Source organism: Sphingomonas sp. BLCC-B65, from assembly GCF_028550675.1.
Classification (GTDB): Bacteria; Actinomycetota; Actinomycetes; order Actinomycetales; family Microbacteriaceae; genus Microbacterium.
The window spans coordinates 462,771-474,640 of the sequence record NZ_JAQQGL010000001.1 but is presented as its reverse complement, the minus strand read 5'-3'; the positions used below and the strand labels follow the sequence as shown (position 1 = coordinate 474,640).

Sequence of the window (11,870 nt, the reverse complement as noted above, 5' to 3'; positions counted from 1 at the left end):
ATGACGCACACGACGGCACGGCAGTGGCGGGCGGTACGGGCCGGTGGGCCCGAGACGTGGGAACTCGCCGAGGTCGAGGTTCCCGCCCCGGCCCCCGGAGAGGTGACGATCCGCGTGCGCGCGGCGGGCATGAACCCCGCCGACGCCAAGCACGTCGCCGCCGAGAACGGGCAGTCCTGGCCTGTGCCGATCGGGTACGAGGTGTCGGGCGAGATCACCGCGATCGGTCTCGATACGGAGATCGGGTCGGGACCCGCGGCGAAAGGTGACGAGGTCGTCGCCTTCCGCGTGCAGGGCGGCTATGCGACGGAGATGACGGTGGATGCCGCGAAGGTGTTCCACAAGCCCGAGCCGCTCAGCCATCCGGAGGCGGCGAATCTGCTGCTGACCGGCACGACCGCCGCGGAGATGCTGCACGTCGTCGCCGCGAAGCCGGGAGAGACGATCCTCCTGCACGGCGCGTCGGGTGCCGTGGGCGTCGCCGTGCTGCAGTTGGCGGCGCTGCGCGGCATCCATGTCATCGGCACGGCGGCCGAAAGCTCGTTCGAGCGCGTGCGGCGCTTCGGCGGCGAGCCCGTCGCCTACGGACCGGGGCTCTTCGAGCGGGCGGTCGCGATCGCCGGTGACGTCCCCATCGTCGCGGCGCTGGATGCTGTCGGGACGGATGAGGCCATCGACGTGTCGCTCGCGCTGGTCGCCGACCGTGCTCGGATCGTGACGATCGTGTCGCCGTCGCGGGCGAAAGCCGACGGATTCCACTGGATCGCCGGGGCACTGCCCGACAGCGCGCGCTTCCGCGACGCGGCGCGGGCAGGCCTGATCGCGGCCGCGAACGCCGGCACTCTGGCCGTCCCGGTGGCACGTACGTTCCCCCTCACCGATGCGCCTGCGGCGCTCGCCCTGTTGGCCAAGGGACACGCCGGGGGAGCCCTGGCACTGGTCCCGTGAGTTTCGTCGAGTTCGACGGACAGGTGTACGCTGTCCCCATGCGCGCGTTCGGCCTCCTTCTTAGCCGCCGCGACGAGACCTCGTTCTAGGGCCCTCCTCGTCGCGGAGCTTGTCATCGTCTGACACTCGGCCCGCACCATCTGACGAAGAGAAGCGAACCCCATGAAGAACATGCAGCAGCCTTCCGGCATGCCGATCCACAAGTACCGCCCGTTCCACGAGCAGATCCGCGTCGACCTGCCCGACCGCACCTGGCCCGATGCCCGCATCACGACGGCTCCGCGCTGGTGCGCCGTCGACCTGCGCGACGGCAATCAGGCCCTCATCGACCCGATGAGCCCCGAGCGCAAGCGCATCATGTTCGAGCTGCTCGTGGGCATGGGCTACAAGGAGATCGAGGTCGGCTTCCCCTCCGCGAGCCAGACCGACTTCGACTTCGTCCGTCAGCTGATCGAAGAGAACCTGATCCCCGACGACGTGACCATCCAGGTGCTGACGCAGGCGCGTGAGCACCTGATCGAGCGCACCTACGAGGCGATCGCCGGAGCGAAGCAGGCGATCGTGCACCTCTACAACTCGACGAGCGTCCTGCAGCGCGAGGTCGTCTTCCGCAGCGACAAGCAGGGCATCATCGACATCGCTCTGAACGGGGCACGGCTGTGCCGTGAGTTCGAGAAGCGCATCCCCGAGACCGCCGTGTACTACGAGTACTCGCCCGAGTCCTACACCGGCACCGAGTTGGAGTTCGCCGTCGACATCTGCAACCAGGTGATCGAGATCTTCGAGCCCACTCCTGAGCGCAAGGTCATCATCAACCTGCCGGCAACGGTCGAGATGGCCACGCCCAACGTCTATGCCGACTCGATCGAATGGATGGGCCGTCACCTCGCGCACCGCGAGAACGTCATCATCTCGCTGCACCCCCACAACGACCGCGGGACGGCCATCGCCGCCGCCGAGCTCGGTTACATGGCCGGAGCAGACCGCATCGAGGGCTGCCTGTTCGGAAACGGAGAGCGCACCGGCAACGTCGATCTCGTCGCGTTGGGCATCAACATGCTGACGCAGGGCATCGACCCGCAGATCGACTTCAGCGACATCGACCAGGTCAAGCGCACGGCCGAGTACTGCAATCAGCTGCCCGTCCCCGAGCGCAGCCCCTGGGCCGGCGACCTCGTCTTCACCGCATTCAGCGGCTCGCACCAGGACGCGATCAAGAAGGGGTTCGAGGCCATGGAGGCGCGGGCCGCGGCATCCGGGGTCACCGTCGACGACATCAAGTGGGCGGTGCCGTACCTGCCGATCGACCCGAAGGATCTCGGTCGCTCCTACGAGGCCGTGATCCGCGTCAACTCGCAGTCCGGCAAGGGCGGCGTCGCCTACCTGCTGAAGACGGACCACGCGCTGGATCTGCCTCGCAAGCTCCAGATCGAGTTCTCCGGTGTGGTGCAGGCCAAGACGGATGCCGAAGGCGGCGAAGTCTCCAGCGACCAGATCTGGGCGATCTTCACGGATGAGTATCTGCCTGCGCGGGAGGCGGACGAGAAGTGGGGGCGGTTCGAGTTGCTGTCCACGCGGACGCAGAGCGACATGTCGGGCGAGGTTTCGCTCGAGGTCACCCTCCGCGACGGCGAGGAGACCGTTGCGACACGCGGCGTCGGCAACGGCCCCGTATCGGCTTTCCTGGAAGTCGTGCGTGCGCAGGGCTTCGACATCACGCTCTACGACTACGTCGAGCACACGCTCAGCGCCGGGGGCGACGCGCAGGCCGCGTCGTACGTCGAGCTGCAGGTCGATGGTGAGCGCTTGTGGGGCGTCGGCATCGACGGTGACATCTCGACCGCGTCGCTGAAGGCGATCGTCTCCTGCGTGAACCGCGCTATCCGTACGCGCGAGCGCTCCGGCTCGCTCGCCGCCGTCTGACGCCGCGTTTCGACTCGTCGCTGCGCGTCGAAACGCCTCAGGGCCGGATGATCGGGATCGCGCTGGTCTCCACCGCGACCTTGCGCCGGTAGAGCGCGCGCTGTTCGGGCAGCGAGATGTCGAAGATCACCGCGAGCAGTCGGATCACGGTCGTGACCACGACCGAGGCGATCGCCGCGGCCACCAGCGGCGCACCGACGGCGTGTGCGAACGCGAGCAACGCGCAGCCGACCGCGGCCGCGACGGCGTACAGCGATCCGACGTGCATGATCGCCACCGGCAAGCCCATGATCACGTCGCGAAGAATGCCGCCGCCCACCGCGGCGCAGACCCCGACGAAGACCGCCGGGACGGGGGGAAGGCCGAGCGCCAGCGCCTTGGAGGTGCCGAAGGCACCAAACAGACCGATCACCACGGCGTCAAGGGCCACGATCACCGCGTTGAGGCGCTCGAAGATGTTGGCCAGCAGCATGCCGACCAGAGCCGCGCCGACGGCCGTGATCAGGTACCAGTTGCTCTTCAGCGTCGCGGGTTCGACGTTGAGCAGGAGGTCGCGGATGATGCCGCCACCCATGCCCATCACGGTGCCGACGATGACGACGCCGAGCAGGTCGAGTCGGCGCTGTCCGACGAAGCCCGACGAGAAAAGCGCGCCCTGTACACCGCCCAGTCCCACGGCGAGGAGGTCGGCCCAGAGGGGGATCACGAACAGCTGCTCCGTCACCTGACCATTGTCTCCAATGCCGCCCGATGTCGGCACCGGCGGGGATAATCGAGGGGTGCCCACCTACCGCGACGAGGTCGTGGTCCTGCGCACCCACAAGCTGGGTGAAGCGGACCGCATCGTGACCATGCTCAGCCGTCGCCACGGCAAGGTACGCGCTGTCGCAAAGGGTGTGCGCCGCACGTCGTCGAAGTTCGGGGCCCGCCTCGAGCCGTTCATGGTCGCCGACGTCCAGCTCTACCAGGGGCGCTCGCTCGACATCGTGCAGCAGGCCGAGTCGCTCGGCTCCTACGGGGCCGCGATCGTGGCGGACTACGACCGTTACACGGCTGCGCACGCCATGGTCGAGACCGCCGACCGGCTGAACGAAGCCGAAGCCACCCCCCAGCAGTACCTGCTGCTCGTGGGAGGACTGCGCACCCTCGCCCAGGGCGGACGGGAGTCGCGTTCCGTACTCGACTCGTACCTGCTGCGCGCGATGTCGCTGTCGGGCTGGGCTCCCGCCCTCTTCGATTGCGCGCGATGCGGCGCGGTCGGCCCGCACGATTGGTTCGTCTCGCAGCTCGGCGGCGTCGTCTGCGGCGACTGCGCTCCGGCCGGCTCGGCGCGCCTTCGTCCGGAGACGGGTGCGCTGCTGCGCGCTCTCATCGCGGGAGAATGGGACGTCGTGGATGCCGCGACCCACGCCGCCACCGCCTCGGCATCCGGCCTCGTCGCCGCCTACGCGCAGTGGCATCTCGAGCGCGGCATCCGTTCCCTGTCCCATGTGGAGAGCACCCGTTGAGCCCCAAGCCCTACACGCATCGCGATGCCGTGCCGTACCGCCCGCTCGATTGGACCGGCATCCATCCGCCGCGTTTTCCGAAGGGCGGTGTGCCGAACCACGTTGCGATCGTGATGGACGGCAACGGACGGTGGGCCAACCGCCGGGGACTGACACGAATCGAAGGACACCGGGCGGGCGAGGAGGTGCTCCTCGACGTCGTGGCCGGCGCGATCCAGGCCGGAGTGAAACACCTCAGCGTCTACGCCTTCTCGACCGAGAACTGGGCCCGCTCACCGGAAGAGGTGCGCTTCCTGATGGGCTACAACCGCGACGTGCTGCACCGCCGCCGTGATCAGCTGAACGAATGGGGCGTGCGCATCCGCTGGGCGGGCCGCAAGCCGCGCCTGTGGGGATCGGTCATCAAAGAGCTGCAGTACGCCGAGCAGCTCACCGCCGGCAACGACACGCTCACCCTGACGATGTGCATCAACTACGGCGGCCGGCTCGAGCTCATCGACGCGATGCGCGCGATGGGCGAACAGATCGCCGCGGGGCGGCTGAAGCCGTCGGCGATCACGGAGAAGATGCTCCGCAAGCACTTGTACGTGCCCGACATGCCCGATGTCGACCTCTTCCTGCGCTCCAGCGGCGAGCAACGCACCTCGAACTTCCTGCTGTGGGAGTCGGCCTACGCCGAGATGGTGTTCCTCGACACGCTGTGGCCAGACTTCTCGCGCACGGATCTGTGGGGCGCGATCGAGCTGTATCTGGGTCGCAGCCGCCGATTCGGCGGCGCGATCGATGCCCCCACCGCTGACGCAGCGGAATAGACCGACGCCCGCGGAGAGTTGCACCCGACATGACAGACAAGATCACCATCGACGTGTGGAGTGACATCGCCTGCCCGTGGTGCTACATCGGCAAGCGCAATCTCGAGGCCGGCCTCGCTCAGACGGCGGCCGACACCGACGCCCCGCAGGTCGACGTGACCTTCCACTCCTTCGAGCTCTCTCCCGACACTCCGGTCGACTTCGAGGGCGACGAGGTCGACTTCCTTGCCGGACACAAGGGAATGCCGCGAGAGCGCGTGCGCGAGATGCTCGACCAGGTGACCGGCGTCGCGGCCGGCTCGGGACTCGAGTATCGCTTCGACCTCCTGCAGCACACCAACACGGTCAAGGCGCACGAGCTGCTGCACTTCGCGAAGGCTCAGGGACGCCAGTACGAGATGGCCGAACGTCTCATGTCGGCGTACTTCACCGAGGGCAAGCACGTCGGTCGCGTCGACGACCTCGTCGACCTCGCCGTGGAGGTCGGCCTGGATGCCTCGGACGTGCGTGACGCCCTCGAGTCGGGACGCCATCTGGCCGATGTGCGCGCCGATCAGGCACAGGCGCAGGCTTACGGCATCCAGGGCGTGCCGTTCTTCGTGATCGACGGCAAGTACGGCGTGAGCGGCGCGCAGCCGGCCGACGCGTTCGCGCAGATCACCCGACAGGTGTGGGCGGAGAAGCAGGACGCCTGAGACGTCGCGTTTCGACTCGTCGCTACGCTCCCGCGCTCAACGACCGGCGACGAACCTCTCCGGTCGTTGAGCGAGCGCAGCGAGTCGAAACGGGCCGCAGCAGGGCTCAGGCGGGGAGGCTGGCCTCGATCGCCGCGATCACCTCGGGCGCATCGGGCTTGGTCTGCGGACGGAAACGGTGCACCTCGCCGGTCGGCGTGACCAGGAATTTCTCGAAGTTCCACATGACCGGGCCCTTCGCCCCCTCCACGTTCTTCGCCTTCTTCAGCGCCTTGTAGAGGGGAGCGGCGTGCGAGCCGTTCACCCGCACCTTGTCCATGATGGGGAAGCTGACGCCCCACGTGACGGCGCAGTACTCCAGGATCTCCTCCATGGAGCCCGGCTCCTGACCCATGAACTGGTTGCAGGGGAAGCCGATGACCTGCAGACCCCGGTCGCCATAGGTGCGCTGCAGCTCCTCGAGCTGCTCGTACTGCGGCGCGAGTCCACACTTCGAGGCCACGTTGACGATGAGGACGGCACGATCGCCGTACTCGGAGAGGGTGTGCTCGACGCCGGTCGCGTCGACGTAGGGGATGTCGCGGAGCTCCGCGGTCTGTGTGTCGGCCATGTTGTCCACGATAGAGGCGCAGACCGGCGCACCGGCCGCGTGAGTCTGGGAGAATGGACAGGATGTCCCTCTCCGTCTCAGCCGGCGCCGCGCTGCGCATCGGCCCCATCGCGCTCGATGCACCCGTGGTGCTCGCGCCGATGGCCGGTATCACCAACACCGCCTTCCGTCGGCTCTGCCGCGAGTACGGCGCGGGACTCTACGTCTCGGAGATGATCACCACTCGCGCCCTGGTCGAGCGCAACGCGACCACGATGCGTTTGATCACGCACCACGAGTCGGAGACTCCGCGCTCGATCCAGCTCTACGGCGTCGACCCGGCGACCACCGAAGCGGCCGTCCGACTTCTCGTCGACGAGGACCGCGCCGATCACATCGACCTCAACTTCGGCTGTCCCGTGCCCAAGGTCACGCGCAAGGGCGGGGGAGCGGCACTGCCGTGGAAGCTCGGCCTGTTCCGCGAGATCGTCACGCGCGCCGCACGCGCCGCCGGCGACGTGCCGCTCACCGTCAAGATGCGCAAGGGAATCGACTCCGACCACCTCACGTTCCTCGACGCCGGCCGCATCGCGGAGGATGCGGGCGTCGCCGCGGTGGCCCTCCACGCGCGCACGGCTGCGGAGTTCTATTCCGGCCAGGCCGACTGGTCGGCGATCAGCGCTCTGAAGCAGGCGGTGACGAGCATCCCCGTTCTCGGCAACGGCGACATCTGGTCAGCGGAGGATGCGGCACGCATGATGACCGAGACCGGGTGCGACGGTGTCGTGGTCGGCCGTGGGTGCCTCGGTCGACCGTGGCTGTTCGGTGACCTCGCGCGAGCCCTCGGCGGCCCGGATGCCGCCAACGGCGCACCCGTCGACGCGACCCTGGGCTTCGTCGCGGCCGCGTTCCGCCGGCACGCCGAACTGCTCGTCGAGTTCTTCGAGGACGAGGGTCGCGGATGCCGCGACATCCGCAAGCACGTCGCCTGGTACTTCAAGGGCTACCCCGTCGGCGGCGAGACGCGCGCACAGCTGGCGACCGTGTCGAGCCTCACCGGGATCGACGATCTGCTCGCGACGCTGGATCTCGACGCCCCCTACCCGGGCGCCGCCGCCGAGGGCCAGCGCGGTCGTGCCGGCACACCCAAGCGCCCGGCACTGCCCGACGGGTGGCTGCTCAGCCGCGATATGAGCGGCGACGCCGCGCGCGCGCTGGCTGACGCGGAGGTCGACACCAGTGGCGGCTGACGGCAGCAGCGTCGGCATCGCCTCGGGCCGACCCGCTGGCTACGACGACCACGATGCCGACCGTTTCGTCCCCGAACAGCATCGATCCCAGCGAGACGGGTTCGCCCGCGATCGCGCTCGAGTGCTCCACTCGGCGGCCCTGCGCCGCCTCGCCTCGAAGACCCAGGTGCTCAGCCCCGCGAGCCCTGCGGACTTCGCACGAAACCGACTGACGCACTCCCTCGAAGTCGCTCAGGTGGGCCGCGAGCTGGCGATCGCTCTGGAGCTGTCACCCGACGTGGTCGACACGGCCTGTCTCAGCCACGACATCGGCCACCCGCCGTTCGGTCACAACGGGGAGCGCGCTCTGAACGACTGGGCCGAGGACATCGGAGGGTTCGAGGGCAACGCACAGACGCTGCGGATCCTCTCGCGTCTCGAGCCGAAGGTGCTGGATGCCGGGGGGCGCAGCGTGGGGCTCAACCTGACCCGCGCGAGCCTCGACGCGACGTGCAAGTACCCGTGGACGGTCGAGCACGGTGTTCCCGACCCCGGTGGACGAGAGAAGTTCGGCGTCTACCCCGAGGACGAGGACGTCTTCCGCTGGATGCGCATCGGCGCGCCCGGTCGCGTGCGCTGCATCGAAGCCGAGGTCATGGACCTCTCCGACGACATCGCGTACTCCGTGCACGATTTCGAGGACGCGGTGCTCAACGGCTACCTCGACCCGGCGCGCCTCGCCGACGCGCGCGAGCATGACGCTCTGCTGACGGCGATCCAGGCGTGGGTGGGCTTCGGCTTCACCCGCGACGAGCTGGCGGACGCGCTGTACCGGCTCACACGCATGCCGGAGTGGCTCACCGGATTCGACGGCTCTCGCGCCGCACTGGCCGGCCTGAAGAACCTCACGTCCGATCTCATCGGCCGCTTCGCGCGCGCAGCCACGACGGCGACGCGCGACCACTACTCGGTGCCGGTGCTCACGCGCTACCGCGGCCGCGTCATCGTGCCGCGGGTGATCGAGGCCGAGATGGCCGTGCTCAAGGGCATCATCGGCGCCTTCGTGGTCACGATCGACGGTCGCCGCGGGCTGTACAAGGAACAGCGTCGCGTGCTCAAGCGCCTCGCCACCGCGCTGTGGGAGCGTCCCGAGCACCTCGACCGGCTGCACGCGGAGGACTTCGCCGCGGCATCCACCGATGCCGCCCGCAAGCGCGTGGTCGTCGACCAGGTCGCGAGCCTCACCGATCGCTTCGCCATCGAGTGGCATGCCCGACTGATCGGCCCGGTCGATCTGCGCGAGCTCGGCCTGCGCTCCGGCGACGACCGCACGATCGCACCCAGCGGTTTCGCTCTTCCCGAGCCGCTCGCCGGGCTGTGGCCGGCGGAGGGTCACTGATGGCACGGATCCGGCAATCCGACGTCGACGAGGTCAAGGCACGCACCAACATCGGTGACATCGTCGGCGAGCGGGTCGCCCTCAAGTCAGCCGGCGTCGGGTCACTGAAGGGCCTGTGCCCCTTCCACGACGAACGAAGCCCGAGCTTCCACGTGCGCCCGCAGGTCGGCTATTACCACTGCTTCGGATGCGGCGAGTCGGGCGACGTCTACTCCTTCCTGCGCGCCATGGACCACCTGTCCTTCACCGAGGCGGTCGAACGCCTGGCCGCGCGCATCGGCTACACGCTCCACTACGAAGACGGCGGCGCGGCGCCGGAGACCAGCGGCCGCACGCGTCTCTATCAGGCCAACTCGGCCGCTGCGGAGTGGTTCCGCACGCAGCTGTCGTCCCCGGAGGCCGACGCCGGCCGCCGCTTTCTCGGTGAACGCGGCTTCGACGCCGGAGCCGCGGCCCACTTCGGTGTCGGCTACGCACCGAAGGGCTGGAACAACCTTCGCGACGCGCTGCACAGCCAGGGCTTCACGGACGAGGAGCTGTCGGCCGCGGGTCTCGTCTCCCAAGGCCAGCGCGGCGTGTACGACCGCTTCCGTGGCCGTGTCGTGTGGCCGATTCGCGATCTGACCGGCCAGACGATCGGTTTCGGGGCGCGCCGCCTCTACGACGACGACCAGGGTCCGAAGTACCTCAACACGCCCGAGACCACGATCTACAAGAAGGCGCAGGTGCTCTACGGCCTGGACCTCGCGAAGAAGGATGTCTCACGTTCGCACCGCGTCGTCGTCGTCGAGGGATACACCGACGTGATGGCCTGCCATCTGGCGGGCGTCACGACGGCGGTGGCCACCTGCGGGACGGCGTTCGGCTCCGACCACATCACGGTCCTGCGACGGGTCATGGGCGATGACAGCGCCGCCGGCGACGTCGTGTTCACGTTCGACCCCGATGCCGCGGGGCAGAAAGCGGCCCTGCGCGCCTTCGCCGACGCGAAGCGCTTCAACGCGCAGACCTACGTGGCTACCGGCCCGCAGGGACTGGATCCCTGCGATCTGCGACTCGAGCGCGGCGACGCGGCGGTACGTGCGATGCTCGACACGAAGGTTCCGATGTTCGAGTTCGTCATCGATCAGCGCCTCTCGGGGTTCGATCTCGCGAGCGTCGAGGGCCGCGTCGGGGCCCTGCGAGCCGCCGCACCGGTCGTGGGGGAGCTGCGCGACCCGCTGCTGCAGCCGGAGTACACCCGCGTGCTGGCCCGCCGCCTCGGGATGGACACCGAGGATGTGCGGCGCGAGGTCGACCGCGCCGCTCGCGACAGCGTGCGCCGCGAGGGCGACATCCCGCGCTCCTCGTCGACGGCGTCCGTGAGCGCAACGGCCGGGATCGACGGCCCCGCTCCCACGCCGTCGGTCGATGAGCCCGCACTCCGGATGAGTCTGCGGACGCTGCCGCGCACCGCCGATGCAACACTGGAGCGTGACGCCCTCATGGGAGTGCTGCAGTACGGTCACCTCGTCGACGGCGAGGAGGTGGATGCCGCGCTCGCGCTGCCCATGCAGATCCCCGCTCTCGACGCGGTGCGCCAGTCCCTCGTCGCGCAGGGAGACCGCAGACGCATCGGCTGGGCGTCGACGGCGGTGGAGTCGGTGCGTGAGCCCTACCGGTCGCTGGCGGTGGAGTTGCTGACGGCCGATTTCCCTGCATTGACGGAGGCGGAGGCCGCGGCCTACACACGCGGGCTCGCGCGCAAGCTGCGGGTGCGCGCGGTCGACCGGGAGAAGAACGAGTTGCTCGGCACGATCCAGCGGCTTCCCGCCGATTCGGAACAAGGGCGGGCGGTCCGTCTGGCGCTGCGCGAGCTGGACGCGCGCCGGCGCGCTCTCACCGAGGCGTCGCTCTGACCCCGCGGCACGGTCGCACGCCCGGTCGCACGGTGGCGCCCGCGGGCCAGAGCGGGCAGGATGAGCGCATGCCGCGTCGTGCCCCCACCGACAATCCTGCCGCGCTTCGTTGCGACGACCTCTCGATCGCGCGCGCAGGAGTGCGCGTCGTCGAAGGCGTCAGTTTCCGGGTCGACCCGGGCCGCGCGCTGGCAGTCATGGGCACGACCGGATCGGGCAAATCGACCCTCGCGACCCTGCTCGCTGGCACGAGCGACGACTCGCTGTCGGTGGTGGGTGGCGACGCCTGGGTCGATGGCACGGCCGTTCGGCGCAGGGGGCGCGCTGCGCGTGTGCGCGCGTACTACACCGGGTATGTCCCGCAGCGCGCGGGAGCCGGCCTTCCGGCTCGACTGACCGTCGGAGACGTCATCGGCGAGCCGATCACGAGCCGAGATCGACGTGTCAATCAGCGCGCGCTGGCCGTCCGCGTCGCGGGGTTGCTGGACGAGTTCGAACTCCCGCTCGGCGCAGCCACACGGTATCCCTATGAGCTGAGTTCGGGGATGCGCCAGCGTGTCGCGATCGCTCGCGCCCTCGTGCTCGGCCCGAAGGTCTTCATCGGCGACGATCCGTACGCGAACCTCGACGTCGAGGTGAGACATGCCGCGCGCGACGCGCTGCTGCGCCGGCGCGACGAGAACGGCATGGCGATTCTCATGGTGACCAACGACGCCGAAGCCGTGCGGGAGCTCGATGCCGATGTGCTGGTGCTCCGAGCAGGTCTGCCCGTCGCCTACGGGCATGGCATCGCGGATCTGCTCTGGACTCCGGACGGCGGTGCCCGCCTCGTGTCGTGAAGACGCGTATCGTGTCACGAGCACACCCCG

At 69.0% G+C, this 11,870-nt stretch carries 11 protein-coding genes; 9 read left to right on the top strand and 2 right to left on the bottom strand.

All coding sequences use genetic code 11. From position 1 onward, the window contains the following. The gene (locus PP359_RS02330; RefSeq protein WP_499249823.1) at positions 1–948 is read left to right on the top strand and encodes a quinone oxidoreductase family protein; all 948 of its coding nucleotides are present in this window, start codon (positions 1–3) and stop codon (positions 946–948) included. Between the two features lie 162 nt (positions 949–1,110). After that, entirely contained in the window at positions 1,111–2,871 is a 1,761-nt protein-coding gene (gene leuA / locus PP359_RS02325) for a 2-isopropylmalate synthase (protein ID WP_499249822.1), read from the top strand. A gap of 37 nt (positions 2,872–2,908) precedes the next feature. Here leuA and PP359_RS02320 read toward each other — a convergent pair whose 3' ends face one another. Next, positions 2,909–3,595 (bottom strand): trimeric intracellular cation channel family protein, encoded by a 687-nt coding sequence (locus PP359_RS02320; protein ID WP_036321079.1) that lies wholly within the window; start codon positions 3,593–3,595, stop codon positions 2,909–2,911. A gap of 55 nt (positions 3,596–3,650) precedes the next feature. Here PP359_RS02320 and recO point away from each other — a divergent pair, with 55 nt between their 5' ends. From recO to PP359_RS02305, 3 genes are read left to right on the top strand one after another with little or no spacing between them, the layout of a single operon-like run. Beyond that, positions 3,651–4,379: a DNA repair protein RecO gene (gene recO / locus PP359_RS02315; protein WP_499249821.1), complete on the top strand. Its 729-nt coding sequence runs from the start codon at positions 3,651–3,653 to the stop codon at positions 4,377–4,379. Then, positions 4,376–5,191 carry an isoprenyl transferase gene (locus tag PP359_RS02310; protein ID WP_295819971.1) on the top strand — a complete coding sequence of 272 codons (816 nt, stop codon included), beginning with the start codon at positions 4,376–4,378 and terminating at the stop codon, positions 5,189–5,191. Before recO ends, PP359_RS02310 begins: the two co-directional genes overlap by 4 nt. A gap of 29 nt (positions 5,192–5,220) precedes the next feature. Then, positions 5,221–5,886, top strand: coding sequence for a DsbA family oxidoreductase (locus tag PP359_RS02305; protein ID WP_039415916.1), 666 nt, complete (start codon positions 5,221–5,223; stop codon positions 5,884–5,886). A gap of 106 nt (positions 5,887–5,992) precedes the next feature. Here the strand turns inward: PP359_RS02305 and PP359_RS02300 are convergent, their stop codons facing one another. Further along, positions 5,993–6,496, bottom strand: coding sequence for a glutathione peroxidase (locus tag PP359_RS02300; protein ID WP_295778245.1), 504 nt, complete (start codon positions 6,494–6,496; stop codon positions 5,993–5,995). 62 nt (positions 6,497–6,558) lie between these two features. On the opposite strand from PP359_RS02300, the gene dusB reads away from it, so the two are divergent. The 4 genes from dusB (at position 6,559) to PP359_RS02280 (ending at position 11,840) form a co-directional block, all read left to right on the top strand. Beyond that, complete coding sequence (gene dusB / locus PP359_RS02295; protein ID WP_499249820.1) at positions 6,559–7,725, top strand: tRNA dihydrouridine synthase DusB; 1,167 nt, start codon at positions 6,559–6,561, stop codon at positions 7,723–7,725. After that, the gene (locus PP359_RS02290; RefSeq protein ID WP_499249819.1) at positions 7,715–9,103 is read left to right on the top strand and encodes a deoxyguanosinetriphosphate triphosphohydrolase; all 1,389 of its coding nucleotides are present in this window, start codon (positions 7,715–7,717) and stop codon (positions 9,101–9,103) included. The genes dusB and PP359_RS02290 overlap by 11 nt, the downstream gene beginning before the upstream one ends. Next, entirely contained in the window at positions 9,103–11,001 is a 1,899-nt protein-coding gene (gene dnaG, locus PP359_RS02285) for a DNA primase (RefSeq protein ID WP_499249818.1), read from the top strand. The genes PP359_RS02290 and dnaG overlap by 1 nt, the downstream gene beginning before the upstream one ends. 68 nt (positions 11,002–11,069) lie before the next feature. Continuing rightward, positions 11,070–11,840: an ATP-binding cassette domain-containing protein gene (locus PP359_RS02280; protein ID WP_036318385.1), complete on the top strand. Its 771-nt coding sequence runs from the start codon at positions 11,070–11,072 to the stop codon at positions 11,838–11,840. Positions 11,841–11,870: the final 30 nt, after the last annotated feature.